Annotated in this window: 26 protein-coding genes; 18 read left to right on the top strand and 8 right to left on the bottom strand. The window is 72.8% G+C overall.

Annotated elements, in window-relative coordinates; translation table 11 throughout:
• Positions 1–11 precede the first annotated feature (11 nt).
• Together EV378_RS00555 and EV378_RS00550 are read right to left on the bottom strand one after the other, a co-directional pair.
• The gene (locus EV378_RS00555; RefSeq protein ID WP_132420787.1) at positions 12–1,448 is read right to left on the bottom strand and encodes an SLC13 family permease; all 1,437 of its coding nucleotides are present in this window, start codon (positions 1,446–1,448) and stop codon (positions 12–14) included.
• Between the two features lie 93 nt (positions 1,449–1,541).
• Entirely contained in the window at positions 1,542–2,507 is a 966-nt protein-coding gene (locus tag EV378_RS00550) for a LysR family transcriptional regulator (RefSeq protein ID WP_132420785.1), read from the bottom strand.
• 186 nt (positions 2,508–2,693) lie between these two features.
• Here EV378_RS00550 and EV378_RS00545 point away from each other — a divergent pair, with 186 nt between their 5' ends.
• From EV378_RS00545 to EV378_RS00535, 3 genes are read left to right on the top strand one after another with little or no spacing between them, the layout of a single operon-like run.
• A complete protein-coding gene (locus EV378_RS00545) occupies positions 2,694–4,070 on the top strand; it encodes a Rieske 2Fe-2S domain-containing protein (RefSeq protein ID WP_132420783.1) in 1,377 nt (458 codons plus the stop codon).
• Between the two features lie 4 nt (positions 4,071–4,074).
• On the top strand, positions 4,075–4,593 hold the full coding sequence (locus tag EV378_RS00540; protein WP_132420781.1) for a VOC family protein: 519 nt from the start codon (positions 4,075–4,077) through the stop codon (positions 4,591–4,593).
• A 50-nt stretch (positions 4,594–4,643) separates the two neighbouring features.
• Positions 4,644–6,254, top strand: a complete 1,611-nt coding sequence (locus EV378_RS00535; RefSeq protein ID WP_132420779.1) for an ABC transporter substrate-binding protein — start codon at positions 4,644–4,646, stop codon at positions 6,252–6,254.
• Positions 6,255–6,309: 55 nt separating this feature from the next.
• Here the strand turns inward: EV378_RS00535 and EV378_RS00530 are convergent, their stop codons facing one another.
• Positions 6,310–9,099, bottom strand: coding sequence for an aconitate hydratase (locus EV378_RS00530; RefSeq protein ID WP_132420777.1), 2,790 nt, complete (start codon positions 9,097–9,099; stop codon positions 6,310–6,312).
• Positions 9,100–9,389: 290 nt separating this feature from the next.
• Between EV378_RS00530 and EV378_RS00525 the strand changes: the two genes are divergently transcribed.
• The 9 genes from EV378_RS00525 (at position 9,390) to fabI (ending at position 17,533) form a co-directional block, all read left to right on the top strand.
• The gene (locus EV378_RS00525; RefSeq protein ID WP_132420775.1) at positions 9,390–10,748 is read left to right on the top strand and encodes an NlpC/P60 family protein; all 1,359 of its coding nucleotides are present in this window, start codon (positions 9,390–9,392) and stop codon (positions 10,746–10,748) included.
• A gap of 73 nt (positions 10,749–10,821) precedes the next feature.
• On the top strand, positions 10,822–11,571 hold the full coding sequence (locus EV378_RS00520) for a sulfite exporter TauE/SafE family protein (protein ID WP_132420773.1): 750 nt from the start codon (positions 10,822–10,824) through the stop codon (positions 11,569–11,571).
• A 69-nt stretch (positions 11,572–11,640) separates the two neighbouring features.
• Complete coding sequence (locus EV378_RS00515; protein ID WP_132420771.1) at positions 11,641–12,741, top strand: AAA family ATPase; 1,101 nt, start codon at positions 11,641–11,643, stop codon at positions 12,739–12,741.
• A gap of 50 nt (positions 12,742–12,791) precedes the next feature.
• Complete coding sequence (locus tag EV378_RS00510) at positions 12,792–13,661, top strand: DUF58 domain-containing protein (protein ID WP_132427180.1); 870 nt, start codon at positions 12,792–12,794, stop codon at positions 13,659–13,661.
• Between the two features lie 3 nt (positions 13,662–13,664).
• The gene (locus EV378_RS00505; protein ID WP_132420769.1) at positions 13,665–14,651 is read left to right on the top strand and encodes a VWA domain-containing protein; all 987 of its coding nucleotides are present in this window, start codon (positions 13,665–13,667) and stop codon (positions 14,649–14,651) included.
• 40 nt (positions 14,652–14,691) lie between these two features.
• Positions 14,692–15,573 (top strand): alpha/beta fold hydrolase, encoded by an 882-nt coding sequence (locus EV378_RS00500; protein ID WP_132420767.1) that lies wholly within the window; start codon positions 14,692–14,694, stop codon positions 15,571–15,573.
• Positions 15,570–15,977 carry an SDR family oxidoreductase gene (locus EV378_RS36665; RefSeq protein ID WP_132420765.1) on the top strand — a complete coding sequence of 136 codons (408 nt, stop codon included), beginning with the start codon at positions 15,570–15,572 and terminating at the stop codon, positions 15,975–15,977. Before EV378_RS00500 ends, EV378_RS36665 begins: the two co-directional genes overlap by 4 nt.
• Positions 15,978–16,017: 40 nt before the next feature.
• Positions 16,018–16,728, top strand: a complete 711-nt coding sequence (fabG, locus tag EV378_RS00490) for a 3-oxoacyl-ACP reductase FabG (RefSeq protein ID WP_132420763.1) — start codon at positions 16,018–16,020, stop codon at positions 16,726–16,728.
• A gap of 28 nt (positions 16,729–16,756) precedes the next feature.
• A complete protein-coding gene (fabI, locus tag EV378_RS00485) occupies positions 16,757–17,533 on the top strand; it encodes an enoyl-ACP reductase FabI (protein ID WP_132420761.1) in 777 nt (258 codons plus the stop codon).
• A gap of 86 nt (positions 17,534–17,619) precedes the next feature.
• Here the strand turns inward: fabI and EV378_RS00480 are convergent, their stop codons facing one another.
• On the bottom strand, positions 17,620–18,009 hold the full coding sequence (locus EV378_RS00480; protein ID WP_132420759.1) for a tautomerase family protein: 390 nt from the start codon (positions 18,007–18,009) through the stop codon (positions 17,620–17,622).
• A 106-nt stretch (positions 18,010–18,115) separates the two neighbouring features.
• Here EV378_RS00480 and EV378_RS00475 point away from each other — a divergent pair, with 106 nt between their 5' ends.
• The 4 genes from EV378_RS00475 to EV378_RS00460 all read left to right on the top strand — a co-directional run bounded on the left by EV378_RS00475 (position 18,116) and on the right by EV378_RS00460 (position 21,458).
• Positions 18,116–18,562, top strand: coding sequence for a winged helix-turn-helix transcriptional regulator (locus EV378_RS00475; RefSeq protein ID WP_132420757.1), 447 nt, complete (start codon positions 18,116–18,118; stop codon positions 18,560–18,562).
• Between the two features lie 35 nt (positions 18,563–18,597).
• Entirely contained in the window at positions 18,598–19,683 is a 1,086-nt protein-coding gene (locus EV378_RS00470; protein WP_132420755.1) for a ferrochelatase, read from the top strand.
• A gap of 114 nt (positions 19,684–19,797) precedes the next feature.
• Entirely contained in the window at positions 19,798–20,673 is an 876-nt protein-coding gene (locus tag EV378_RS00465) for a helix-turn-helix domain-containing protein (protein ID WP_165922082.1), read from the top strand.
• Entirely contained in the window at positions 20,670–21,458 is a 789-nt protein-coding gene (locus EV378_RS00460; RefSeq protein ID WP_165922081.1) for a glycoside hydrolase family 16 protein, read from the top strand. The genes EV378_RS00465 and EV378_RS00460 overlap by 4 nt, the downstream gene beginning before the upstream one ends.
• Before the next feature lie 160 nt (positions 21,459–21,618).
• Here EV378_RS00460 and EV378_RS00455 read toward each other — a convergent pair whose 3' ends face one another.
• Positions 21,619–22,788, bottom strand: coding sequence for a tyrosine-type recombinase/integrase (locus EV378_RS00455; RefSeq protein WP_132420749.1), 1,170 nt, complete (start codon positions 22,786–22,788; stop codon positions 21,619–21,621).
• 21 nt (positions 22,789–22,809) lie between these two features.
• Positions 22,810–23,463 carry a class I SAM-dependent methyltransferase gene (locus EV378_RS00450; protein ID WP_132420747.1) on the bottom strand — a complete coding sequence of 218 codons (654 nt, stop codon included), beginning with the start codon at positions 23,461–23,463 and terminating at the stop codon, positions 22,810–22,812.
• Positions 23,464–23,534: 71 nt separating this feature from the next.
• On the opposite strand from EV378_RS00450, the gene EV378_RS00445 reads away from it, so the two are divergent.
• A complete protein-coding gene (locus EV378_RS00445) occupies positions 23,535–24,017 on the top strand; it encodes a MarR family winged helix-turn-helix transcriptional regulator (RefSeq protein WP_424511197.1) in 483 nt (160 codons plus the stop codon).
• A complete protein-coding gene (locus EV378_RS00440) occupies positions 24,014–25,243 on the top strand; it encodes an MFS transporter (protein ID WP_132420745.1) in 1,230 nt (409 codons plus the stop codon). Before EV378_RS00445 ends, EV378_RS00440 begins: the two co-directional genes overlap by 4 nt.
• A 107-nt stretch (positions 25,244–25,350) precedes the next feature.
• Here EV378_RS00440 and EV378_RS00435 read toward each other — a convergent pair whose 3' ends face one another.
• Both EV378_RS00435 and EV378_RS00430 read right to left on the bottom strand, forming a co-directional pair.
• Positions 25,351–25,869: an SRPBCC family protein gene (locus tag EV378_RS00435; protein ID WP_132420743.1), complete on the bottom strand. Its 519-nt coding sequence runs from the start codon at positions 25,867–25,869 to the stop codon at positions 25,351–25,353.
• A gap of 64 nt (positions 25,870–25,933) precedes the next feature.
• Positions 25,934–26,287 (bottom strand): ArsR/SmtB family transcription factor, encoded by a 354-nt coding sequence (locus tag EV378_RS00430; protein ID WP_132420741.1) that lies wholly within the window; start codon positions 26,285–26,287, stop codon positions 25,934–25,936.
• Positions 26,288–26,379: the final 92 nt, after the last annotated feature.

Raw genomic sequence — 26,379 nt, 5'->3', positions numbered from 1 at the left:
GGCTGCGCGGGTCAGAACGCCATCGCCGGCAGCATCAGCGCGCCGAGCAGCGCGATCGGTCCGACGACGACCATGGACAGTCCCCAGCGGGTGAGGAGCGACGTCATCCGCGGGCGCTCGGACGGGTCGGTCGCGCTGGCCACCATCGTCGCGCCGACCGTCGAGAACGGGGACACGTCGACCAGCGACGAGCACACCCCGAGCGCGCAGAGCAGCGCCCAGCCGGGCACGCCGCCCTGCTGCACGAGCGGGATCGCGAGCGGCACGAGCGCGGCCAGGATGCCGGTCGTCGACGCGAACGCGGACACGAGCGCGCACACGACGCAGACCAGGAACGCGGCCAGCAGCGGCACGGCCAGTCCGGCGGCCAGCTCGCCGAGCATGTCGACCGTGCCCGCCTCCTGCAGCACGCCGACGTAGGTGATGATCCCGCCGACCAGCAGCACGGTCGACCAGTCGATCTCGGCGAGCGCGCTGCGCCCGGACGGCGGGTCGATCAGCGTGAGCGCCGCGCCGAACACGAACGCCAGCACGCCGATGTCCGGCTCGGCGCCGGTCAGCGCGATCGCGACGACGGACGCCAGCAGCCCGACCATCGCGACGACCGTGACCACGTGGATCGGGCGGAACGGCCGGGGCTGCGGGACGCCGTCGGCGTCCTCGGGACCCGAGCCGGGCTCCCGGGGTGGCCCGTCGCCGGACGACCCGGCACCGGCGGCGTCGCGGCCGTCGCCGGTGCCGTCGCCGGTGCCGTCGCCGGGCGTCGTGACGGTCCCCGCCGCGGCCGGCTCGCGGTCGTCGAGCCCGGGGCTGCCGGCGGCGACGGTCGCGCCGGAACGGGTCCGGCGCCGCTCGGCTGCCCGGGTCCCGAACAGCGCGTAGGCCAGCGCGAGCAGCAGCACGTTCGACACGATCGCGACGGCGAACAGCACCAGCGGGTTCAGCGGGACGCCGGCCGAGGCCGCGGTCCCGGTCGTGACGAGTCCGAACAGGCTGATCGGCGCGAACCCGCCGGCGGAGATGCCGCACGCCATCGCGATGCCCATCAGCATCGGGTCGATCCCGCGCCGGGCCGCGACCGACATGCCGATCGGTGCCGTCACGAGCCCGCCGAGCGGCGAGCCCATCGACGCGATCAGGCCGGTGATCGCGAAGAACACGAGTGGCAGCACGGCCACGTTGTCCCCGACGCGGGCGAGCGCCAGGTCGAGCAGCCGCCCGATCGTGCCGTTGGACTTCGCGATCCCGAAGAAGAACGTGACGCCGACCAGCAGGATCAGGATGTCGACGGGGAATCCTTCGAGGATCTCGTCCAGGCCCTGCCCGGCGACCAGCAGGCCGATCCCGCACGCCGCGGCGAACATGACGATGCCGATGTGGCTGCGGCGCACCTCGGCGATCACGAACACGGCCGCGAACACCAGCAGCGCCACGATCTGGACGGCCACGTCGCCTCCTCGCTCGGTTCCGCCGGACGGTAGGTGGGGCGGACGAACGAGGCAAACCGTGACACGGGGACGGACCGGACACGGCCGGTCGCGTCACCCGGGCGCCGACCCGCCGCGGTCGGGCACCGTGCCGCGGGCCACCCGCACGACGAGCTCCCGGAACCACCGGTGGGCCGGATCGTCGTCGTTGCGGGCGTGCCACCACAGCCGTGCCTCGAAGCGGCCGCCCGGGCCCGGGCAGTCCAGGAGGCGGAGCGGCAGGCCGCACGCCAGGGCGAGCCGCTCCTGCACGAGCGCGACGTGGCCGGACGCGGCCACGAGATGCGGCACGGCCTGGAAGCTGTCCACACGGACGGTCACTCTCGGCCGCAGGCCGAGCCGGGCCAGCTCGCGGCTCACCGGGACGACGGACGGGAAGTCCGTGTCGTCGTGGTACGGCACCACCCACGTCGCCCCGGCGAGGGCGTCCAGGTCGACGACGTCCCTGCCGAACCGCTCGTTGTCCGCGGCGGCCACGCACACCCACCGGTCCCGGTAGAGGCGCGCCGACCGCATCTCCGGCATCCGGAACCGCGCGGTCGGCTGGGACACGACACCGTCCACGGTGTGGATCGTGTCCTCGATGGTCGACGTGAGTGCCGCCCTGGCCAGCATCAGGTGCAGGCGGGCGTGTGGCGCCCCGCCGTGCAGCGCGGCCGCCAGCTCCCCGCCCATCAGGGCGATCGTGTGGTCCGGGAGCACCATCCGGAACTCCCTGCGGGTGGTGGCCGGCTCGAACCCGCCGCCGGTCGCGAACAGCGCCTCGATGCCGTCGCAGACGGTCTCGACCTGCTCGGCGAGCTGCTCGCCGACCGGCGACAGCTCGTATCGGCCGCCGCGCCGGACGAGCAGCTCGTCGTCGAAGTGCCGGCGCAGCCGGGCGAGCGCGGCGCTGGCGGCGGGCTGGGACACCCCGACGCGGTCGGCCGCGCGTGTGACGTGCCGCTGGCGCAGCAGCTCGCGCAGCACGACGAGCAGGTTCAGGTCGAGGCCCGCGAGCCGCGCCGTCGCGTTCTTCACCCGCCCATTGGACGGCCGGCGATGCGCCGGCCGCCAGACCCGGGCCCGACCGGATCATCAGCCGTGGTGATGACGCCGCAGCAGCACCCGTTGTTTCCGGTCGCGGCCCCGTCCTGCCTACCGTCGTCGCACCGCGACCACCGTGGGCCCCACCACCTCGGCCCCGATGCGGGAGGGAGCCCGACGATGCTGTCCACCAACGACAACGAGATCCTGACACGGGTCGGGCCGGGTACGCCGATGGGCGCCGTGCTGCGGCGCTACTGGACCCCGGCACTGCTGTCCGACGAGCTGCCCGAGCCGGCCGGTGTCCCGGTCCGGGTGCGGCTGCTGGGCGAGGACCTGGTCGCGTTCCGCGACCGGACCGGCCGGGTCGGCCTGATCCAGGAGAACTGCCCGCACCGCGGCGCGTCGCTCTACTTCGGACGCAACGAGGACGGCCCCGGCGGTACCTGCGGGCTGCGCTGCCCGTACCACGGCTGGCAGTTCGACGCCGACGGCCGCTGCATCGACATGCCGTCGGAGCCGCCGACGAGCAGTTTCAAGGAACGGGTGACCGCACGGACGTACCCGACCCACGAGTCCGGCGGGATCGTGTGGACCTACATGGGCCCGCCGGACACCATGACCCCGTTCCGGGACTTCGGCACCGAGTCGCTGCCCGAGGACCTCCGCGTGGCGGCCAAGCTGCAGTGCTACTGCAGCTGGCTGCAGACGATGGAGGGCAACGTCGACACCGCGCACATCTCGTGGCTGCACTCGTGGCCGGGCGCGAACGACATCACCGACGACGGCAGCGACAAGCCCGGCTACCCGTCGAACCGGCTCACGTGGAAGTTCTGGGCCCACGACCGCGCGCCCCGGTTGGAGGTGCACGACACCTGGTACGGGTTCCGCTACGCGGGCGTGCGCGAGACCCCGAACGGGCACACCAACGTGCGGATCACCGAGTACATCTTCCCGTACAGCACGATCATCGCCGCCGTGCCGTACAACACGAGCCACCTCATGGTGGTGCCGATCGACGACCACAACTGCTGGCGGTTCACGTTCGAGTCGAGCCGGATGCCGAACCCGGCCGGGCACGGCGGTGACCCGCTGTTCAGCTTCGGTCCGTTCGCCCGGCCCGGCGGACGGCGGCCGGGCGGGATCACGCCCCGCAACTACCTGGCCGAGGCCGACTACAACATCGACCGCGAGGTGCAGCGCACCACCACGTTCAGCGGCGTCGCGGACTTCGTCAGCCAGGACCTCATGGTCACCGAGTCGATGGGCCCGATCTACGACCGCAGCCAGGAACGGCTCGGCACGATCGACAAGGCGATCATCCGGATGCGTCAGGGGTTGCTGCGCGCCGCGAAGGCGCTCGCCGACGATCCGTCGGCGCCGCTGCCGGCGCTGCCGGGTCCCGGTCACGACTTCCGCTCGTTGCGGGGCACCGACAAGATCCTCGAGGACGGCGAGGACTGGCGGTTGCTCGGTACCGACGACGACCCGGCGATCCGGGAGGCCGGCGCGGTGCCGCCACCGCTGCCGGAACCGCAGCCGTCGGCCGGGGACTGAACCGGTGATCCGCTCGCTCAACCACGCCGTCGTCTACGTGCGCGAGGTGGACCGCAGCGTGGCGTTCTACCGCGACGTGCTCGGCTTCCGGGTGCAGATGGAACGTCCGGGCCGCGCGGCCTTCCTGCAGGCGCCGGGATCGTCTAACGACCACGACATCGGGCTGTTCGCGATCGGCGACGCCGCGGACAACCCGGCCGGTCGCGGCCACGTCGGCCTCTACCACCTCGGGTGGGAGGTCGGCACGCTCGACGAGCTCGGGGCGCTGTCGGCGCGGCTGTCCGCGGAGGGCGCCTACGTCGGGGCCACCGACCACGGCACCACCAAGAGCGTCTACGCCCGCGACCCGGACGGGCTGGAGTTCGAGGTGGCCTGGCTGGTGCCGGCCGCGCTGCTCGACGACGCGGCGTTCGAGCAGCGCACGCGCCGGGGCACGCCGCTGGACCTGGACCGGGAGAAGGCCCGCTACGGCGCACGCACCCCGGGCGGGGTCGGTGTCAGCACGGTGGCCGCCGCGACCTGACAGCGAGCGCCCGAGCACGACCGTTCTTCAGCGACGAGGAAGGGGACGAGATGCGGTGGCGATCGCGCGGCCGGAGGGTCGCGGCGGCGGTGGTGTCGGCGATCCTGCTCGGGCTGCTCGCGGCCTGCGGCGCGGCCCAGCCCGCCCAGCAGACGACCGAGCTGCGCGCGGTCAACGCGTTCGGCGACGACCCGGCCGCCGACGGCCCGCCGAAGCGCGGCGGATCGCTGACGCTGGCCACCGACCGCGAGGCGGTGAGCTTCGACCCGGTCGTGCAGAACACGAACCAGGCGGCGTTCGCGGTGTACGACTCGCTGATGCGGCTGACGCCGGACGGCACGGCGGAGCCGTACCTGGCCCGGTCGATGGACACCGGGGACGGTGGCCGGACCTGGCGCATGGGCCTGCGTCCCGGGGTGCGGTTCAGCGACGGCACGCCGCTGGACGCGGACGCCGTGGTGACGAACGTGCGCCGGCACATCGACACGCCGTCCTCGCCGGCGAACCGGTTCGCCAAGCGGATCACCGGGCTGCGGGCCGTCGACCCGTCGACCGTCGAGTTCGTGCTCGACTCGCCGCTCGGCTCGTTCCCGGTCCTGTTCGGGCAGTCCACGTTCTTCGGCGCGCTCGGGGTCGTCGTCTCGCCGGCGGCGATCGCGACGTACGGCGCCGACGTCGGCCGCCATCCGGTCGGCGCGGGCCCGTTCCGGCTCGTCGAGTGGACCCGGGACTCCCGCATGGTGCTCGAGCGCAACCCGACGTACTGGCGCCAGGGGCAGCCGTACCTGGACCGCCTGGAGTTCCGGCCGCTGCCGGACAACGAGTCCCGCTACGCCTCGATCCAGAACCGGGACGTCGACCTGATCTTCGGCGCCTACAACCAGGAGCTCGTGCGCGCGTTCCGCGACCCCGGCCTGAAGGTCTACTACGGGCCCGGCAACGGGGGCGAGGTGCTGCACTTCAACACCACCCGGCCGCCGTTCGACGACCGCCGGATGCGCGAGGCCGTCGTACGCGCGATCAACCTGGGCGGCCTGAGCGCGAGCCTCTACAGCGGCAACCTCGTCCCGGCGAGCAGCCTGTTCGACGAGGAGAGCCCGCTGCACACGGACACGGCCACGCGGGAGTGGCCCGCGCCCGACCCGGGACGGGCGCGTCAGCTGGTCGACGAGTACCGCGCGGGCGGCGGGGACCCGACGGTGGTGCTGACGCTCACCCAGCCACGCCGCCAGCTCGGCGAGGCCATCCAGGCCCAGCTCGCCGCCGTCGGCATCACAGTGGAGGTGCGGCTCTACGACCTGGCCCAGTACTCGTCCCAGGTCGTGCAGAGCGGGCAGTTCGGGCTGGCCAGCAACGTCGCGTCGTTCGACAACGCGTTCCCGTACGTCGGGAACCTCGTGCGGACCGGCGGGAACGTCAACTACGGCGACTACTCCAACCCGCAGGTGGACGCCCTGGTGGACCGCGCCGCGGGAACGTCGGACCCCGCCGAGCGCACCCGGGCCTACCAGGAGGTCGAGCGCCTGGTGAACGCCGACCTCCCTCTCGCCTGGATCTCCCGCGGGTACCTCGCCACGGTCGCCGTGCCGCAGGTGCGGGGGGTCCAGCGCTACCTGTCCCGGGACATGTTCTACGGCTCGATGTGGGTCGACCGGCCGTGAGCCTGCCGTCCCGGCCCGCGGTGACCCCGCGGGCCGGGACGGCGACCGGCGCGCGTCAGGACGCCAGCATGCCCCGCAGCACGTACTGCATGATCCCGCCGTTGCGGTAGTAGTCCGCCTCACCGGGGGTGTCGATCCGGACGTCGGCCTCGAACTCGACCGTCTCGCCGCCGTCCTTCGTGGCCGTCACGTGCACGGTCTTCGGCGTCGATCCGTCGTTCAGCGCCGTGATGCCGCTGATGTCGAACGTCTCGGTGCCGTCCAGCCCGAGCGACGACGCCGTCTCGCCCTGCGGGAACTGCAGCGGCAGCACGCCCATGCCGATCAGGTTGGAGCGGTGGATCCGCTCGAACGACTCGGTGATCACGGCCTTCACGCCGAGCAGTGCCGTGCCCTTGGCCGCCCAGTCACGCGACGAGCCGGAGCCGTACTCCTTGCCGCCCAGGACGACCAGCGGGGTGTCCTGCGCGGCGTAGTTCTGCGCGGCGTCGTAGATGAACGCCTGCTCGCCGCCGTTGGTGAAGTCCCGGGTGTAGCCGCCGGAGACGTCGTCGAGCAGCAGGTTGCGCAGCCGGATGTTCGCGAACGTGCCGCGGATCATCACCTCGTGGTTCCCGCGCCGGGAGCCGTAGGAGTTGAAGTCGGCCTTCTCCACACCGTTCTCGTTGAGGTACTGGGCCGCGGGAGTTCCCGGCTTGATCGCACCGGCGGGGGAGATGTGGTCGGTGGTGACCGAGTCACCCAGCAGCGCCAGCACGCGGGCCCCGGACACGTCGGCGACCGGAGCCGGCTCGTCGGCCATGCCCTCGAAGTACGGGGGCTTGCGGACGTAGGTGGACTGCGGGTCCCACTCGAACGTCCGGCCCTCCGGCGTGGGCAGCGAGGTCCACCGCTCGTCGCCGGCGAACACGTCCGCGTAGTCCTCGGTGAACATCTTCTGGGTGATCGTCTCGTCGATCACCTTCTGGATGTCCTCCGGCGCAGGCCAGATGTCGCGCAGGAACACGTCGTTCCCGGCGGTGTCCTGCCCGAGCGGCTGGGCGTCGAAGTCGAAGTCCATCGTCCCGGCCAGCGCGTAGCTGATCACCAGCGGCGGGCTGGCCAGGTAGTTCATCTTGACGTCCGGGTTGATCCGGCCCTCGAAGTTCCGGTTGCCGGACAGCACGGAGACGACGGCGAGGTCGGCGTCGTTGACCGCCTGCGAGATCTCCTCGGGCAGCGGGCCGGAGTTGCCGATGCAGGTCGTGCAGCCGTAGCCGACCAGGTGGTAGCCGAGCTTCTCCAGGTACGGCCAGAGGCCGGCCTTGTCGTAGTAGTTCGTGACGACCTGGGAGCCGGGCGCCATCGACGTCTTCACCCACGGCTTGACGGCCAGGCCCTTGTCCACGGCGTTCTTGGCGAGCAGCGCGGCGCCGAGCATCACCGACGGGTTCGACGTGTTCGTGCAGCTCGTGATCGACGCGATCACCACGGCGCCGTGGTCGATCTCGAACTCGGCGCCGTTCAGCGAGACCGTGGTGGGCTTGCTGGTGCGCCCGCCCGCGCCCGCCGCGGCCGAGACCGCGGGGCGCGGCGCGCCGTCGCCGTTGCCGCCGCTGTGCGCGGGGGCGTCGCTCGCCGGGAAGCTCTCCTTCTCGGACTCGTCCACACTGGACGTCGACTCGACCGCGTAGTCGCCCAGCGAGGAGCGGAACGCCTCCTTGGCCTGGGTGAGCTCGATCCGGTCCTGCGGGCGCTTCGGCCCGGCGATCGACGGGACCACGGTGGACAGGTCCAGCTCGAGCGTGTCCGAGTAGACCGGCTCGTTCGACGGGTCGTGCCAGAGGCCCTGCTCCTTGGCGTACGCCTCGACGAGCGCGATCTGCTCCTCGGAGCGCCCGGTCAGCTTCAGGTACCGGACCGTCTCCTCGTCGATCGGGAAGATCGCCGCGGTGGAGCCGAACTCCGGGCTCATGTTGCCGATCGTGGCGCGGTTGGCCAGCGGCACCGCGCCGACGCCCTCGCCGTAGAACTCCACGAACTTGCCGACGACGCCCTTGCGCCGCAGCATCTCCGTGATCGTCAGGACGACGTCGGTGGCGGTCGCGCCTGCCGGGATCTCGCCGGTCAGCTTGAAGCCGAGCACCTGCGGGATGAGCATCGAGACCGGCTGGCCGAGCATCGCGGCCTCGGCCTCGATGCCGCCGACGCCCCAGCCCAGCACGCCGAGGCCGTTGACCATCGTGGTGTGCGAGTCGGTGCCGACGAGCGTGTCCGGGTAGGCCTGCCCGCCCCGGGTCATCACGACGCGGGCCAGGTGCTCGATGTTGACCTGGTGCACGATGCCGGTTCCCGGCGGGACGACCTTGAACTCGTCGAACGCGCCCTGGCCCCAGCGCAGGAACTGGTAGCGCTCCTTGTTGCGGCCGTACTCGAAGTCGACGTTGCGCTCGAACGCGTCCGGCGTGCCGAACACGTCGATGATCACCGAGTGGTCGATCACGAGCTCGGCGGGCGCGAGCGGGTTCACCTTGGCCGGGTCGCCGCCCAGCTCGGTGACGGCCTCGCGCATGGTCGCGAGGTCGACGACGCAGGGCACGCCGGTGAAGTCCTGCATGATCACGCGGCCGGGGCTGAACTGGATCTCGGTGTCCGGCGCGGCGGTCGGGTCCCAACCGGCGAGCGCACGGATGTGGTCGGCCGTGACGTTGGCGCCGTCCTCGGTCCGCAGCAGGTTCTCCAGCAGGACCTTGAGGCTGAACGGCAGCCGCTCGGCGCCGTCGACGGCGGACAGTCGGAAGATCTCGTAACCGGTGCCGCCGACGTCGAGCTGTCCGCGAGCGCCGAAGCTGTCGGTGCTGGCCACTGGCTTCCTCCCGTGGTGGTGGAGCGGGTGCGTGTTCGGGTCTGCCGGGAGTCTCGCGCACCGCCCCGAGGGCGGCAGCGCGGCCCCTCACGCCCAAATAGTACGCCCGTCCTATTTAGGCATGCGACCGCTACCGGCCCGGATGTGACGCATCCGCCTCGCCCGTGTGGTGGAAGTCGATCCCCGTGCCGGGTGTGTCGCAGGGGACCAGGGAGCTTTCGGTGGCATGGTGCGCATCGCTCGTGGAGATCGACAGGGCCTGCCGGGCCGCATACCCGAGGGGGAGTGACGTGACACGCAGGGGCGCTCCGGTCGTGCTCGCCCTGTTGGTCGCGGTCCTGGTGGGGTCGCCCGGCACCGGTGCGGTCGCGTCGCCCGCCGCGTACGCCGTCCCTGCGCAGCCCCCGCCGCCGACGCCGCCGCCCAATCCGAACGACCAGGACCTGCAGCGCAGCCGCGACGACGTCGCCGCCCGGTCCGCCGAGGTCGGGCGCCTGACCGCGCGGCTCGGCGAGCTCGCGGACGAGCAGGACGACCTGCAGATCCAGGTCGCCACGCAGCACGAGTCCGCGAACCAGGCGCGGGACGTGTCCGACCAGGCGGGCCGCGAGGCCGCCGCGGCCGCCGACGCCGCCGCTGCCGCCCGGACCGCGACCGAGAAGGCCGCGGCCGACGTGAACACGGCCCGCGACCGCCTGGACGCGTTCGTCGCCGGCGTCTACGGCCACGGGCTCGACCTCGGACCGCTCGGGCTGCTCAGCCGGGCCACCGACCCGCAGGACCTGATGGACCGCGCGCGGCTGACCGACGAGGTCAGCCGGGACCAGGCCGACGCGCTGGACCAGCTGCAGCGGGCGCAGGTCACGCAGGCGAACGCGGACTCGAAGGCCAGGGCCGCCCAGGAGGAGGCCGACCGGCGCAAGGCCGCCGCCGAGGAGGCCAGTGCCGCAGCCGACGCGGCCCTGACCGCCGCCGAGAAGGCCGCCGACGACCAGCGGCAGCGCCTCGACGCCGTCACGGCCGAGCAGGCGAGCGTGCAGCAGCAGCTGGACGCGGCGCAGAACTCGGACGCCACCCTGCGCGGCCAGCGCCAGCGTTACCTGCAGTACCAGGCCCAGCAGGCCGCCGCCGAGGCCGAGCAGGCCCGTCGCGACCGGGACGCGGCCCGCAGCCGGGAGGCCGCGCGCGAGGAGTCGGCGCCATCCGGCCCGGCACCGCGCAAGACCGGGTCCGGCGCGGTCGAGACCGTGATCGACCGGGCGATGTCGCAGATCGGCGTGCGTTACTCGTGGGGCGGCGGCAACAAGAAGGGCCCGACGGTCGGCATCCGCGACGGTGGCGAGGGCGACGCGCACGGCGACTACAAGAACGAGGGCTTCGACTGCTCCGGCCTGATGCTCTACGCGTTCGCCGGGATCGGCATCGACCTGCCGCGCTACAGCGGGAACCAGGCCAATGCCGGCGAGAAGGTGCCGGTCGACCAGATGAAGCGCGGGGACATGCTGTCCTGGGCGGAGAACGGCCGGACGTACCACATCGCGATCTACCTGGGCGACGGCAAGATGCTGGAGGCGCCGTACTCCGGCTCCGAGGTGAAGGTCTCCCCGGTGCGGTACAAGCACCTCTCGGCCGTCACACGGATGGTCTGAGTCACCCCCGCGTGGTGCGGCGCTCGTCTCTCCACCGAGCGCGCGCGCCGTTGCGGTTCGTAATGTGCGGCAGGTGGAGTGGTGGCACGCGGTCGTGATCGCGCTCGCCGGGCTGTGGGCCGGGACGATCAACACGGTGGTCGGGTCCGGGACGCTGGTGACGTTCCCGGTGCTGGTCGCACTCGGCTACCCACCACTCGTCGCGACCACGTCGAACGCCGTCGGACTGACGCCGGGCACGATCGCCGGGGCGTTCGGGTACCGCTCGGAGCTGGAAGGCCAGCGGTCGCGGCTGATCCGGTACGGGATCGCGTCGTTCCTCGGCGCGATCGGCGGCACGGTGCTGCTGCTCTCGCTCCCGCAGGACGCGTTCGAGACGATCGTGCCGGTCCTCGTGCTGCTGGCGATCGTGCTGGTGGCCGTGCAGCCGCTGCTGACCACGCGGCTCAAGCAGCGCACGGTGACGCGTGAGTCGTCGCCGCTGCTCTATTTCCTGATCTTCCTGATCGGCGTCTACGGCGGGTACTTCACGGCCGCGCAGGGGATCATGCTGGTGGCCGCGATGGGCCTGCTGGTGGCCGACTCGCTCCAGCGCCTCAACGCGTTCAAGAACGTGCTGGCCGCCGTCGTGAACCTCGTCGCGGGCGCGATCTACGCCGTGGTCGCGCCGGTGGACTGGTGGGTGATCCTGGTCCTCGCGGTCAGCTCGACGGTGGGTGGCCTGCTCGGGGCGAAGATCGGGAAGAGGCTGTCGCCGACGGTGTTGCGGGGCGTGATCGTCGTCGTCGGGCTCGTCGCGGTGGCGATCCTGATCCTCGAGTGATCCGGTGACGCCGGGAGGAGTCCCGCGATCTTCACCGCCGCTACACGCGGTGCACGGTGCAATGCGACGGTGAGCACTCCCACGCCCGCCGGCGGATCCGACCCAGGCGGGGCCGAGACCCCGGCGAGCACCCCCGCCCACGACGCCGAGCAGCTCGAACGCGCGGTGTTCGAGGTCAAGCGCGTCATCGTCGGTCAGGACCGGTTGGTCGAGCGCATGCTCGTCGGCCTGCTCGCGCGCGGGCACCTGCTGCTGGAGGGCGTGCCCGGCGTCGCGAAGACACTGGCCGTGGAGACGATCGCGACCGTCGTCGGCGGCACGTTCTCCCGGCTGCAGTTCACGCCCGACCTGGTCCCCGCGGACATCCTCGGCACCCGCATCTATCGCCAGGGCCGCGAGGAGTTCGACATCGAGCTCGGTCCCGTCGTGGCGAACTTCGTGCTCGCCGACGAGATCAACCGCGCGCCCGCCAAGGTCCAGTCGGCGATGCTCGAGGTGATGGCCGAGCGCAAGCTCTCGCTGGGCGGCAAGACGTTCCCGATGCCGGACCCGTTCCTCGTGCTGGCCACCCAGAACCCGATCGAGAACGAGGGCGTCTACCCGCTGCCCGAGGCGCAGCGTGACCGCTTCCTGTTCAAGCTGCTCATCGAGTACCCGGGCATCGAGGAGGAGCGCGAGATTATCTACCGGATGGGCGCCGAGCCCCCGGTCGCCCAGCGCGTCCTCAACCCGTCCGACCTGGTCCGGCTGCAGACGTCGGCGGAGAACGTGTTCGTGCACCACGCGCTCGTCGACTACGTCGTGCGGCTCGTGGTCGCCACCCGCACGCCCGGCGAGCACGGCCTGACCGACCTCGCCGGCTGGATCGCCTACGGCGCATCACCCCGGGCGTCGCTCGGCATCGTCGCCGCCGCCCGCGCGCTCGCGCTCGTCCGCGGCCGTGACTACGTGCTGCCGCAGGACGTGCTGGAGGTCGCTCCGGACGTGCTGCGGCACCGGCTCGTGCTGTCCTACGACGCCGTCGCCGACCAGGTCCCGGTCGACCACCTCGTGTCCCGGATCCTGCAGACCGTGCCGTTGCCGCAGGTCAGTGCCCGTCCGGGTGCCCAGCCGTCGATGTCGGCCGCGCCGGCTCCTGCGATGCCGCCCCCGCCGGGCGGAGCGGCGTGACCGACGTCGGATCCGTCGAGCGCGACCGGCTGGAGGCCGGCCTGCGCACGATGGAGCTGACCGTCCGGCACCGCCTCGACGGCCTGTTGCAGGGCAACCACACCGGGCTGCTCCCCGGTCCGGGCAGCGAGCCGGGGGAGGCCCGCCCCTACCAGGCGGGCGACGACGTCCGGCGGATGGACTGGGCGGTCACGGCCCGTACCACGGCGCCGCACGTGCGGGAGACGATCGCCGACCGAGAGCTGGAGACGTGGGTCGTGGTCGACCTGTCACCGAGCCTGGATTTCGGCACCGCGGAGCGGGACAAGCGGGAGCTGGTGCTGGCGGGGCTCACCGCCGTCGCGCACCTGACGACCGGTGGCGGCAACCGGATCGGCGCCGTCGTCGCGACCGGGGAGCGCACCGAGCGCCTCCCGGCCCGTGGTGGCCTGGCGCACGCCCGCGGCCTGGTCCGGCGGGTCGCGGCGACCCCGCGCGCGACCGGGGAGGGCGCGGTCCGCGGCGAGGTGCTGACGGACGCCATGGACCAGCTCCGCCGACCGCCACGCCGTCGCGGGCTGGTCACGGTGATCTCGGACTTCCTCGGCGAGCCGGTCTGGGAGCGCTCGCTGCGCGCGCTGCGGGCCCGTCACGAGCTGCTGGCGATCGAGGTGGTCGACCCGCGCGAGCTGGAGCTGCCGGACGTCGGGACCGTCGTGCTCGCCGACCCGGAGACCGGGCGGCAGCGCGAGGTCGAGACGACGCCGCTGTTGCGCCGCGAGTTCGCCGCCGCCGCGTCCGCGCACCGGGACCGGGTCTCGGCCGCGCTGCGCCGGTGCGGGGCCGCGCACCTGACGTTGCGCACGGACCGGGACTGGGTCGCCGACATCGTCCGGTTCGCCGTGGCGCGCAAGCAGTCCCCGACGCCCGGCGGGCGGTGAACCATGCGGTTCGCCAGCCCGTGGTGGCTGCTGGGGCTGCTCGTGGTGGCGGCGCTGGCCGTCGGCTACTGGTGGCTGCTGCGACGACGGCGCCGCGACGTCGTGCGGTTCACGAACCTGGAGCTGCTGGAGACGGTCGCGCCCCGGCGCCCCGGATGGGTCCGGCACGTCCCGGCCGTCGCTCTGATCACGGCGCTGGCCGTGCTCACGATCGCGTTGGCCGCACCGCAGGCGATGGCGAAGGTGCCGCGCAACCGGGCCACCGTGATGCTCGTGATCGACGTGTCGCTGTCGATGAAGGCCACCGACGTCGCACCGACCCGGCTCGCGGCCGCGCAGGCAGCCGCGAAGTCGTTCGCCGACCAGCTGACCCCCGGCGTGAACCTGGGCCTCGTGTCGTTCGCCGGCACCGCCGCCGTGCTCGTGTCGCCGACGACCGACCGGAACGCCGTCAAGCGCGCCGTCGACAACCTGCAGCTGGCCGAGTCGACGGCCACCGGTGAGGCCGTGTTCACGGCGCTGCAGTCGATCGACACGTTCTCGCGCTCGCTGGCCGGGGCACCGGACGCGGACGGTCCGCCGCCGGCGCGGATCGTCCTGCTCTCGGACGGTACCCAGACCGTGCCCGGCCCGGACGGTGAGAACGAGCCGCGCGGGTCGTTCACCGCGGCGAAGGAGTCGGCGGCCAAGCAGATCCCGGTGTCCACGATCTCGTTCGGCACCGACTACGGCACGATCGACCTCGACGGCGGCCGCACGCCCGTCGCCGTGGACGACGCGGCGATGGAGCAGATCGCAACGCTCTCCGGCGGCCAGTTCTTCACCGCCGCCAGCGAGGACGAGTTGAGACGCGTCTACGAGGACCTCTCCGAGCAGCTCGGTTACGAGGAACGCGAGGTCGACGCCAGCAAACCGTGGCTGATCGGCGGCGTCGCGCTGCTCGTGCTCGGGCTCGCCGCGGGAATCGCGTTGGGTCGTCGCCTACCGTAGTGTGACGCCGGCCACACTGATCCACGCTCAAGGGAGAGCGATGAGTATCCGGCGACCGGAGGACTTCACGCACCACGAGCAGCAGATCCCGGGGGTGACGCTGCACTACGTCCGTGAGGGGTCCGGCCCGCCGCTGGTGCTCATGCACGGCTGGCCCGGCTTCTGGTGGGAATGGCACAAGGTGATCGGCCCACTGGCCGAGAGCTACGACGTGATCGTCCCGGACCACCGCGGCTACGGGCTCTCCGAGAAGCCGGACCTGAACGATCCCTCGCTCTACACCCTGGAGCAGGCGATCGACGACATCGACGCCCTGCTGGAGGCACTCGGCATCGAGCAGGCCTTCCTGGTCGGTCACGACTGGGCCGCGCTGATGATGCACAAGCTGGTGCGCAAGTACCGGCACCGGGTGATCAAGGCGATGACGTTCGACCCGATGACGCCGGAGTTCGGGCCGTTCTACCTGAACGCGCCGCACGTCGCGGAGTCCTGGTACTCGCAGTTCCAGCAGCTCGACATGGCCGTCGAGCTGGTCTCGTCCAGCCGCGAGGCGTGTGCCACGTACTTCCGGCACTTCCTGGACCACTGGGCGTACCGGGCCCCGCTGCTCTCGGAGGAGGAGTTCGAGATCTACGTGGACCACTTCATGCTGCCGGGCAACGTCCACGGCGGGTTCAACTGGTACCGGGCGAACCTGTCGGTGACCAGCGCGCCGTTCAACCAGCTGGACAACACGCTGTCCGACGTGCCGATCACGTTCCTGTGGGGGATGGGCGACACGGTCGTCCCGCCGGACGTCTCGAGCCACATCCCGAAGTACTACACGAACTTCACCATGGAGTACGTGCCGGACGCCGGACACTACATGATGGTCGAGAAGCCGGACGTCGTGATCGACCGCGTCCGGTCGAACTTCCGGTGAGCGCGGACCTGTTCCGCCTCGACGGGCGGTCGGTACTGGTCACCGGCGGGGGCAGCGGGATCGGACAGCGCCTCGCGGCCGGTCTCGCGGAGTACGGGGCCGACGTGTCCGTCGTGGACCTGCCCGCCCAGGACGAGGGATCCGCGACGACGGTGGCGCGCGTCCGGGAGCTCGGGCGCCGGGCCGTCTCGATCCCGGCCGACGTGACCGACCCGGACTCCGTCGCGATGATCGCCGGGGAGGAGTGGAAGCCCAAGGTCGAGGGCTTCCGCGACCAGACCCCGATGGGGCGTCTCGGCACCCCGGACGACCTGGTCGGCCCGACGATCTTCCTGGCCAGCGACGCGTCCGCGTACCTGACCGGCATGGACCTGCTCGCCGAGGGAGGCTTCACGAGCTGGTGAGGCCCGTCGGGGATCCCGCCCGTACGTTAGGTTCTCCGCCGTGAGTCGCAGTGTGCTGGTGACCGGTGGGAACCGAGGGATCGGGCTCGCGATCGCGAACGCGTTCGCCGAGCAGGGCGACCAGGTGGCGGTCACGTACCGCTCCGGGAAGGACGAGGTCGGCGACGCGCTCCTGCCCGTGCAGTGCGACGTGACCGACTCCGCCTCGGTGGACGCCGCGTTCACCGAGGTCGAGGACCGGCACGGGCCGGTCGAGGTGCTCGTGTCGAACGCGGGCATCACCGACGACGGCCTGCTGATGCGGATGGGCGAGGACTCGTTCACCTCCGTGCTGGACGCGAACCTGACGGCCGCCTACCGCGTCGCCAAGCGCGCGTCGCGCGGCATGCTGAAGGCCAAGGGCGGCCGGATGATCTTCATCTCGTCGGTCGTCGGCCTGACCGGCTCCGCGGGGCAGGTGAACTACGCCGCGTCGAAGTCCGGGCTGGTCGGCCTCGCCCGTTCGGTCGCGCGCGAGCTGGGCAGCCGGGGGATCACGGCGAACGTCGTCGCGCCCGGGTTCGTGGACACGGACATGACCCGCGAGCTGGGGGACAAGCGCCGCCAGGAGATCCTCGGGCAGATCCCGCTCGCCCGGCTCGCGGACGCCGCCGAGGTCGCGTCCGTCGTCACGTGGCTCGGGTCGCCCGGCGCCGGCTACGTCACCGGGGCGGTCATCCCGGTCGACGGCGGCCTCGGCATGGGCCACTAACTCTTCGCTCGCACCCCGAAAGGACACCATGGGACTGCTCGACGGCAAGCGCCTGCTGATCACCGGTGTGATCACCGACGCGTCGCTGGCCTTCCACTCCGCCAAGATCGCCCAGGAGCAGGGCGCGCAGGTCGTGCTCACCGGCTTCGGCCGGATGCGCCTCGTGGAGCGGATCGCGCAGCGCCTGCCGGAGCCCGCACCCGTCGTCGAGCTCGACGTGTCGGACTCCGAGCAGCTGGACTCGCTCGCCGACCGCGTCTCCGAGCACCTCGGTGACGACCCGAAGCTCGACGGCGTCCTGCACTCGATCGGCTTCGCGCCCGCCGGGGCGCTCGGCGAGGGCGCGTTCCTGTCCGCGACGTGGGAGGACGTCGCGCAGACCATCCAGGTCAGCGCGTACTCGTTGAAGTCGCTGGCGATGGCGTGCAAGCCGTTGATGGGGCCGGGCGGCTCGATCGTCGGGATGGACTTCGACAACCGCCAGGCCTGGCCCGCCTACGACTGGATGGGCGTCGCGAAGTCGGCCCTGGAGTCGGTGACCCGCTACCTGGCGCGCGACCTCGGCCCGGACGGGATCCGCGTCAACCTCGTCGCGGCCGGCCCGGTGCGGACGATGGCGGCCAAGTCGATCCCCGGCTTCGCCCGGTTCGAGGGCGTCTGGGACGAGCGCGCCCCGCTGGGCTGGGACATGAACGACCCGGTGCCGGTCGCGAAGACGGTCTGCGCCGTGCTGTCGGACTGGATGCCGACGACGACCGGCTCGATGGTGATGGCCGACGGCGGGGTGCACGCGGTCGGCGTGTGACGTCCCCCGTCACAACGAACGGCACCATCGGGCAATGAGATTGCCCGATGGTGCCGTTCGTTCGGAGAGAGGGTGGGGCGCAGGCGTCAGAGGATCGCGCCCGGGTCGTCCTTGGCGTCCGGGAGGATCACGCCGTCCTCCATCACGTTCGCGCCGGGCACCTCGTGGATGAAGATCGCGATGTCCTTCTTCCGGTCCCCGGTGATCTCGGTCCAGGCGTCGGCGATCTCGGTGATCAGCTGCGTGCGGACCTGTTCCGACCTGCCCTCCCGGATCAGCCCGACCATCTTCGGCCCCTCGACGGGCTCACCGGCGGAGAACAGGCTGCCCGGCGGCACCTCGACGAACGAGCAGTGCACGTACGCGGCGGGCGCGCCGGTCACCTCGCTGTGCACCTTCGTCATCGCCGCCGCGATCTCCGGCTTGTGCGCCAGCGTCGCGCCGCCGGTGGGGACGGTGAACTGGTAGTAGGGCATCGTCGGCCTCCGCTTCAGGGGTGGGACTCGATTCGAGTGCGACCGTAACGAGCCGATGGGAGGCCTGCAACCTGGTGGGACTCGAAAAGTGTCCTACACTCGGGCCATGAAGCACGACGAGCTGCAGGACGTCTACTGCTCGGTCGCCCGGACCTGGTCGGTGATCGGCGAGCGCTGGACGATGATGATCCTGCGCGAGTGCTTCCGCGGCGAGCGCCGCTACGACCACTTCCGCGCCAAGCTCGGGCTCGGCTCCGGCGTGCTCAACGACCGGCTCCGCGTGCTCGTCGACGAGGGGATCCTGGACCGGGTTCCGTACCAGGAGCAGCCGACGCGCCACGAGTACCCGCTCACCCCCAAGGGGGCCGACCTGTACCCGGTGCTCGTCGCGCTGATGGCGTGGGGCGACCGGTACGAGAACGACGTGCCGCCGGTCCGGCTGGTGCACCGCGGCTGCGGGCACGCCGCCGAACCGCGGATGACCTGCGCGCACTGCGACGAGCCGGTCTCCTGGCGGGAGATGACCGCCGAGTTCGAGCCGGGCGCCTGGTAGGCGGGCACCGGCGGGACCGGTGTCTAATCGGGGTCGTGCCCGATCAGTACTCCGATCCGTACGACGCCATCCTCCTGCTGTCGTTCGGCGGTCCGGAGGCCCCGGAAGACGTCCGCCCGTTCCTGGAGAACGTGACGCGCGGCCGCGGCGTCCCGCCGGAGCGCCTGGACGCCGTCGAGGAGCACTACCGGCACTTCGGCGGTGTCTCGCCGATCAACGCCCGCAATCGGGAGCTGGTCGCCGCGATCGCGTCGCGCACCGAGCTCCCGGTCTGGTTCGGCAACCGCAACTGGTACCCGTTCGCCCAGGACGCGGTGCGCGAGATGGCCGAGGCGGGCGTGCGACGCGCGCTCGTGTTCGCGACGAGCGCGTACGGCGGCTACTCCGCCTGCCGCCAGTACCACGAGGACATCGCGCGGGCCAGGGAGGCGGCCGGCGACGACGCCCCGGAGCTGGTCAAGCTGCGACACTTCTTCGACCACCCGGACTTCGTGCGTGCCAACGCCGACGCCGTCCGCGCCGCGCTCGAGGACCTGCCCGAGGACAAGCGGGACTCCGCGCGGCTCGTGTTCACCGCGCACTCGATCCCGACCTCGGCGGACGCCTCCGCCGGCCGCCCCGAGGAGGGCGGGCACCGCTACTCGCGCCAGGTGGGGGAGGCGGCCGCGCTCGTCGCCGCCGAGCTGGCCGCCGAGAGGAGCGCGGGCCGAACGAGCGTCAACACCGACGAGTTCGACGTCGTGTGGCAGTCCCGCTCCGGCCCGCCGCAGGTGCCGTGGCTGGAGCCGGACATCGTCGATCATCTGGACACGTTGCACGCCAAGGGTGTCGACGCCGTCGTCGTGGTGCCGGTCGGGTTCGTCTCGGACCACGTCGAGGTCGTATGGGACCTGGACAACGAGGCGTCCGAACGGGCAGGGGAGCTCGGCATGGCGCTGGCCAGGGCGTCGACGGCCGGTCCGGACCCGCGGTTCGCGGACATGGTGATCGAGCTCGTGGAGGAGCACACCGAGGGACGGCCTGCGCGCCGGCTCGGCACGCAGCCGATGGCCGGGTGCACCGCGAACGGGGCGCCGTGCGCGACGGACTGCTGCGTCCCGGCCCGTCGGCCCGACCGCTGACGACCGGTGGTCACCAGCTGTGGAGCGGGACGTTCGGTGCGCGAACCGTGTACTCCACGACTGCCGATCAGTACGGCTGATCGTCCGTCGGCGCCGCGGCCCTACGCTGGCGCCGTGACGCGATCCGGCCCGGCCCGCGACCCGCTACCGGTCGAGCGCGACAGCCGCGGGATCGTCTCGCCGTCACGCTTCGCGGAGGTCGCGGGCCTGCACAAGTTCCCGGCGCCGGAGCCGCTGACCGGGCTCGTCCGGCAGTTCTGGGTGCTGCGCTGGGCGCTGCCGTCCGGTGTCGAGCACACCCAGGACGTGCTCAGCCATCCCGGCGCGAACCTGTCGATCGGCAGCACCGAGGCCGACCCCGACGCCGTCGAAGCACGGTTGTACGGCGTCACCCGCGACCTGTTCCGACGGGTGCTGCGCCGCCGCGGCTGGACGATCGCCGCGACGACGTGGCCCGGCGGGCTCGGCGCGTTCCTGACGTTCCCGGCGCAGGACTGCACGGACCGCGTGCTGCGCCCCGAGGACACGCTCGGTCTGGAGGGTCCCGCGTTGATCGACGCCGTGACCGCGCCCCACGACGACACGGCCCGGGTGGCCGCGCTGGCGGACGCGCTCACGTCCGTGCTGCACCGGGCGCCCGCGGGCCGCGTCGAGGCGGCACACGAGGTCGCCGCCGTCGCCCGGATCGCCGAGACCGACCGCGGACTGCGCCGGGTCGAGCAGCTCGCCGACGCGGCCGGCGTCGGGACACGCACGCTGCAGCGCCTGTTCCGCGAGTACGCGGGCGTGTCCCCGACGTGGATGCTGCGCCGCTACCGCCTGCTGGACGCGGCCGAGCGGGTCCGCGGCGGCGAGGTCGTGAACTGGGCGGACGTCGCGGGCGAGCTCGGCTTCTCGGACCAGGCGCACCTGGTCCGCGAGTTCCACGCCGCGATCGGGGAGACACCGGAGGCGTACGCGCGACAGCAGCGACCGGGGGCGGGCCGGTGAGGCGCGCGACGCTGGTCCTGATCGCCGCGGTCCTCGTGCTCACGGGCTGTGCGACGAGCACCCCGGTCCCTCCGCCCGGCCCGCCGGACCTGACCCAGGCGGCGGTCCGCAACAACTGGGGGACACCCGACCCCGTCGACACCGACGAGTTCGACGGCGACACCGTCGACCTCGGCAAGTGGCAGAAGTTCGGGACCCAGCCCGGCCTGCCCGACGGGTGCTCGTCCGGCTACTCGGGCCACGGGCAACGCTGCGGGTCCCAGACCACGGAGGGCGACGGGCACCTGACCGTCACCGGGACCGCCGACGGCGTCACCGGCGGGCTGTCGTCGGCGCACGGCGGGTTCCGGTACGGCCGCGTCGAGGTGCGGGAACGCGCGTTCCCGACGCAGGCGGGAGGCGGCAAGGACTATCACGCCGTGCCGCTGCTGTTCCCGGTCTCCGCCGACTACACCCGGTCCGAGATCGACTACGCCGAGCGCGACGTCGGGGCGAAGGTCGTCGAGATCAACGCCCACCACGACGGCACCCAGACCGGCTGCCAGTTCCCGGTGGACACGACGGCGTGGCACAACTACGCCGTGGACTGGGAGCCGGACTCGGTGACCTGGTTCGTCGACGGGATCCAGCGCTGCCGCCTGAACGTGGTGATCTCCGACGAGGACAGCAGCAACGGCGGGGCACAGCTGGACATGTTCCCCCCGACCGGGACGCCCATGCGCCCGGCCGAGGAGCAGGTGGACTGGATCCGGATGTACCCGGTGCCGGCGACCCGGCGGCCGTAGCGCGTCCCCTCGGCCGAGCACCGCCAGGATCGGCGCGAGCTGCGCCGTGTCCAGGTACCCCTCGATCCGCGTGACCCGGTCGCCGGACGTGTGGACCACCGGGCACGCGGCGGCCGCCGCCTCGGAGCCGTCCGGCGGCGTGCACGGGATCGGCGTCGTGTCACTCGCGTCGGGGTAGCGCGTCCGTACCGTGGATCGCCTCCGACACGACGTCCGCGGCGCTGGCCGCGCGTCGTCGCAGGCCGCGGTCGTAGTGCTGGGTGGTCGCGACGCTCGCGTGCCCGACGTCGGCCTGCACGTGCTGCAGTCGCGCGTCGTGTTCCAGCGCGATCGTCACGTAGGCGTGTCGCAGTGCGTGCGGGTGCACCCGGTCCGCGACACCGTCGAGCTCCGGGCCGGCGTGCGCGGCCACGCGGCGCAGCAGCGCGTAGAGCCCGAACCGGGTGCAGCGGGTGCCGTCCCGGCGGGTGATCAGCGGCTCCCCGGGCCCGGACCGTCCACGGTGGATCGGTCGGGTGTCCGGGCTCCGGTGCGCCAGGTACGCGTCGACGGCCGCGGCCGCCGGGGCCGGCAGGTAGACCTCGCGGCGCCTGCCGCCCTTGCCGAGAACCCGCAGGACGCGCTCGCCACCGGTGACCACGACGTCGTCGCGGTCGAGGGTGGTGACCTCGGAGACACGCAGCCCGAGCGTCAGCAGCGCGACGACGGCCACCGCGCGCCGGCGATAGAGCTCCGCGTGCCGGGTGCGGTCCGGCAGCGTCGCCGCCGCGTCGACGAGCGCCCTGACCTGCGCGGCCGTGAGCCGGATCGTCGGAGACGGCTCGCGCGACGCTCCGGACAGTCCGAGCCGGGAGCGGTTGAGCGCGGCCGGGTTGCCGGCGACGGCGCCCTGCTCGACGAGGTCGGCGTACAGCGCGGCGACCGTGGACAGCATCCGTGCCCTGGTGCGCGGCCGGGCGCCCGCCGCGTCCAGCGCGTGCAGCCATGCGGTCACGTGCGCCCCGGTCGCCCTCCGCGGGTCCAGCGCGCGGGCGGCGCACCAGCGGAACCAGGCCAGGTGGTGCAGACGGCCGCGGGGCGCCGCTGGCGGGCGCGCACCGCCGGTGTCGCCCGGCTCGGCACCGGTCACGGCGTCCGCCCACGACACCGGGAGCCCGAGCGCGTAGGCGTAGGTCCGGCGGGTCCCCGCCGACCCGTACCCCGCCAGCCAGCGTGCGACGAGGGCGCGGAGCGCGTCCGGGTCGTCGACGCCCGGCCAGTCCGCGTCTCCGGGTTCCTGGGGCGGTGGCAGGCTCGCCAGCACGGCGGACGGTCCGGTCGGCGTGGTCACCGGACGATCGTGCCTTCCGGCTCAGCCGCCGGGCCGGACCGCCACGCGGTGGATCCTCGCGAGCCACGCCGGGACGTCGACGCGGGTGCCCGCCGGCTTCCCGATGTCCGCGGCCTGGTGCTCGGCGACGACGCCGCCGTACGTCGTCGAGAAGATCGCCTCGACACTCCAGCCCGGCCGGTCGAACGCCGCCCGGATCGCCGACTGCGGGATCACCGGCCCGAACGGCGGTGCGTCGGTACGGGCGAGCGCGAGCACGTGCAGCACCGCGCCGGGCTCGCACAGCCCGAGCAGGCCCTGCGCGTAGCGGGCCCGGTCGTCGGCGCCGAACACGTGGAACAGCGCGCTGTCCAGGATCGTGTCGAACGTGCCCAGCCCGGCCGGGTCGAGCGCGTCGACCTGCGTGAACCGGGTCGCGACGCCGCGTTCGTCCGCCCGCCTGCGCGCCCAGGCGAGCGCGGCGGGGGAGGCGTCGGCGCCGAGCACGTCGTAGCCGCGGCTGGCCAGGAACACCGCGTGCTCGCCGGTCCCGCAGCCGATGTCGAGCACCGAGCCGCGGAACCCGCCGTCGCGCTCCAGCCCGACGACCGCTGGCTGCGGCTCGTCGATCACCCACGGCGGGGTGCCCTCGCGGTAGCCGCGGTCGAAGCGCGCGGTCTGTTCGGTGAGATCCATGCGGCAAGCGTGCGACCTGAACCCGGATCGAGGTCAAGGGCCTGTTCTGACAGTGCTGTTATATTAGCGCTGTGACGATCCCGGCCGACGACCCGACCCGGCAGAGCCACATCAAGCCGTTGATGGATCTGTTGCGGCACATGGACGACGACATCGCCTCGCTCTACGCCGAGCGCGGCGTCACGGTGCGGACGCGGTTCTCCATCGTCCTCATCCGCCTGCACCACCTCGGGCCACTGACGGTGCGCGAGCTCGCCCGCGAGATCGACGTGACGCACTCGGCGATGAGCCAGACCGTCGCCGCGCTGCGCCGTCAGGGGATGGTCGCGACGGCGCCGGGCTCCGACGCGCGGACCCGGACCGTGTCGCTCACCGACCGCGGGCGGGAGACGGTGCCGTTCCTCGAGGCGGAGTGGCGCGCCACCGAGGCCTCGATGGCCGACCTGGAGGCGGAGGTGCCGTACCCGCTCGGCCGGGTCGTGTCCGACATCGCCGAGGCGCTGCGGCGCAAGTCGTTCCGGGACCGGATCGTCGGGCACCTGGAGTCGCCGTGATCCGGCTGCTCGACGTCCGGCCGCTGCGGGCGTCGGCGGCGTTCCGGCGGCTGTGGCTCGGGTCGTCGTCGGCGCTGTTCGGCAGCCAGGTCGGCATCGTCGCGGCGCCGTTCCAGATCTGGCAGGCCACCGGCAGCGCGCTCTGGGTGGGCGCGCACGGGCTGGTGGCGGGCGTCGCGATGGTCGTGTTCGGGCTGGTCGGCGGGACCCTGGCGGACGCCGTCGACCGCAAGCGGCTGGTGCTGGTCTCCAGCTCGCTGTCCGCGGCCGCCGCGGGCCTGCTGGTCCTGCAGGCCGCACTCGGGCCAGGGCCTCCCGGCGTCGTGCTGCTGCTCGTCGGGGTGCAGACGGCGGCGATCGCCATCGGCATGGCGGCGCGGCGCACGTTCGTCTCCCGGGTGCTGCCGCGCGACCTGGTGACGGCCGGGGTGGCGCTGAGCCATCTCGGGTTCCAGGTCGCGCTGCTCGGCGGGCCGGCCGTCGGCGGGCTGGTGCTGGCGTCCGGCGGCCTGGCCTGGGCGTACGCGCTGGACGCGGTGTGCACGCTGGTCTCGCTCTACGGCGTCGCCCGCCTGCCCGCGTCGGACCCGGCCGCGCCTGCGGCGCGCGCCGGTCTGCGGGCACTCGTCGACGGCTGCCGGTTCGTCGTCGGCCGTCCGGTGCTGGGTGGCGCGATGACGACGGATGCGGCCGCCGTCGTGCTGTCCATGCCGGTGGCCTTGTTCCCGCTGGTCAATGCGGAGCGCTTCGGCGACGACCCGCGCACGCTCGGGCTCCTGTACTCGGCCGTCGGGGTCGGCGGGATGGCGGCGGGTCTCGCCTCCGGGTCGGTCGCCCGTGCGGTCCGGCCCGGGCGGGTGATGATCGCCGCCGCCGCCGTGTGGGGTCTCGCGCTGGCCGCGTTCGGTGTCGTGGGCGGCTTCGCCGCGACGCTCGCGTGCCTCGCCGTCGCCGGTGCCGCGGACACCGTGTCGGTGATCGCCCGCGGCGGGCTCGTGCAGCTCGCGACGCCCGGGGAGTACCTGGGGCGGGTGACGGCGCTGGAGACCGTGGTCGGTGCGGGCGGTCCCGGTATCGGGAACGCGCGCGCCGGGCTCGTCGCGGCGCTCGTCGGGCCGTCGCTCGCGGCGGTCAGCGGCGGGCTGGCCTGCGCCGTGGTCGTCGGCGTGCAGGCCGTGCTGAACCCGTCACTACGTCGCTGGAGGACGACGGATCCGGCGGTCTGACACCCGGCCCCCATCGGCCACGACGGGTGATCACCTGTCCGGCAGTGCGGACGGACAACGCTGTCCGCTCGCACTGCCGACGAGTCGATCACCGGTGGAGGACGGGCTCAGCCCGGGATCGCGGCGCCGTACGGCAGCCCGGCCTCGACGTGCGCGTCGTAGAGCGGGCGCCACGGCTCGGCGCCGTCGGAGTGCGGGCCACCGGAGCCGGTGCCGTCCAGGGACCCGGCCAGCTCGTCGAGGCAGACGACCCAGCCTGCGGCGTTGCGCGACGCGGCGTCCCGGGCGTCGAGCACGTTGGTCAGGGTGAGGACGCTGCCGCCGTCAGTGGGCTCGACGTCGATGTGGACCTCGTCGTCGCCCCAGGTGAACGCGCAGCGCCGCGGCGGGTCGTACTCGAGCACCGTGCCGGAGCTCGGGGGCGTGTTCGGGTCGTCGGCGAACGTCATCTCCCCGCCGGGGCGCGGGTCGATCGTGACGGCCGACGGGAACCAGTGCCTCATCTCCGACGGGTCGGTCACGGCCGCCCACACGCGTTCCGGCGGGTGGGGGAGGCGGCGGACGAGACGGACGGCGGGGCGTCCGTCGATCTCGACGTAGCGGCCGAGGTCGTGGTGTGGGGTCATCGGTCCTCCTGATCGGCGGGGCCGCGGTCGACGTCGACGGAGCGGCCGGGGTAGTGCTGCGGCGTCATCGGTCGTCCTCGCCGGTGCGTCCGGGACCGTCGGGGTTGTCGGCGAGGTGGCGTTCGAGGGCGTCGAGGCTGTCGTTCCAGAGGCGGCGGTACGGCGCGATCCAGGCGTCGAGCTCGGCCATCGGTCCGGGGTCGATCGCGTAGATCCGCCGCTGGGCCTCGGCGCGGACGCGGACGAGACCGGCGGACCGGAGCACCCGGAGATGCTTCGACGTGGCCGGCTGGCTCTGGCCGAGCTCGGTCACCAGCTCGCCGACCGACCGCGGTCGGGTGCGCAGGCGCTCCAGCACCGCCCGGCGGTGCGGGTCGGCCAGTGCGGTCCACACGGCGTCGTCCACGGCGACGAACATGCCGCACTCGATATATACGTGTCAAGGCATGTTTGTGTCGAACGAAATGCAGGTTCTGTTGGTTCGCCGAACACGGTTCAGTGCGGGTGTAT

The organism is Pseudonocardia endophytica (genome assembly GCF_004339565.1).
GTDB classification, from domain to species: Bacteria; Actinomycetota; Actinomycetes; order Mycobacteriales; family Pseudonocardiaceae; genus Pseudonocardia; species Pseudonocardia endophytica.
Note: the sequence above shows the minus strand (reverse complement) of the source record. Positions and strands in the feature narration are given on the sequence as shown.

What these genes read in the sequence shown, in the direction of transcription:
- EV378_RS00545 (WP_132420783.1), top strand. Translation starts at nt 2,694, where the DNA reads ATGCTGTCCACCAACGACAACGAGATCCTGACACGGGTCGGGCCGGGT.
- EV378_RS00535 (WP_132420779.1), top strand. Translation starts at nt 4,644, where the DNA reads ATGCGGTGGCGATCGCGCGGCCGGAGGGTCGCGGCGGCGGTGGTGTCG.
- EV378_RS00510 (WP_132427180.1), top strand. Translation starts at nt 12,792, where the DNA reads ATGGAGCTGACCGTCCGGCACCGCCTCGACGGCCTGTTGCAGGGCAAC.
- EV378_RS00505 (WP_132420769.1), top strand. Translation starts at nt 13,665, where the DNA reads ATGCGGTTCGCCAGCCCGTGGTGGCTGCTGGGGCTGCTCGTGGTGGCG.
- EV378_RS00500 (WP_132420767.1), top strand. Translation starts at nt 14,692, where the DNA reads ATGAGTATCCGGCGACCGGAGGACTTCACGCACCACGAGCAGCAGATC.
- fabI (WP_132420761.1), top strand. Translation starts at nt 16,757, where the DNA reads ATGGGACTGCTCGACGGCAAGCGCCTGCTGATCACCGGTGTGATCACC.
- EV378_RS00480 (WP_132420759.1), bottom strand. Translation starts at nt 18,009, where the DNA reads ATGCCCTACTACCAGTTCACCGTCCCCACCGGCGGCGCGACGCTGGCG.
- EV378_RS00475 (WP_132420757.1), top strand. Translation starts at nt 18,116, where the DNA reads ATGAAGCACGACGAGCTGCAGGACGTCTACTGCTCGGTCGCCCGGACC.
- EV378_RS00450 (WP_132420747.1), bottom strand. Translation starts at nt 23,463, where the DNA reads ATGGATCTCACCGAACAGACCGCGCGCTTCGACCGCGGCTACCGCGAG.
- EV378_RS00435 (WP_132420743.1), bottom strand. Translation starts at nt 25,869, where the DNA reads ATGACCCCACACCACGACCTCGGCCGCTACGTCGAGATCGACGGACGC.
- EV378_RS00430 (WP_132420741.1), bottom strand. Translation starts at nt 26,287, where the DNA reads ATGTTCGTCGCCGTGGACGACGCCGTGTGGACCGCACTGGCCGACCCG.